Source organism: Pseudoalteromonas sp. SG43-6 (genome assembly GCF_014164365.1).
Classification (GTDB): domain Bacteria; phylum Pseudomonadota; class Gammaproteobacteria; order Enterobacterales; family Alteromonadaceae; genus Pseudoalteromonas; species Pseudoalteromonas rhizosphaerae.
The window spans coordinates 1-242 of sequence record NZ_JACJEZ010000233.1; the positions used below are offsets into that span (position 1 = coordinate 1).

Annotated in this window: 1 pseudogene; it reads right to left on the bottom strand. The window is 42.1% G+C overall.

Annotated features, from left to right (window positions below):
- Positions 1–26: 26 nt before the first annotated feature.
- Positions 27–242 (bottom strand): annotated as a pseudogene (locus H5201_RS23655) (IS630 family transposase); the annotation flags it as partial.

Genomic DNA, 242 nt, shown 5'->3' on the forward strand with positions numbered 1-242 from the left:
CTAGTACTTCGTCACACAAATTTTGACTAGTTGAGAGCACCGTAAGCTCTCTCTAGTTTTTCACGTGCTGAATCAACATTAAACATCCAATTTATACTGGCGCCTTCTTTATTTCGGCGCCATTCCCACGCCGTGAGCTCTGTCTTTAACTCTTCCATACTTGCTATGCGCCGATCTAAGCATTGCTTATTCATATTGCCAATTTCTATCTCGACCATATTCAACCAACTCGCATGTTTAGG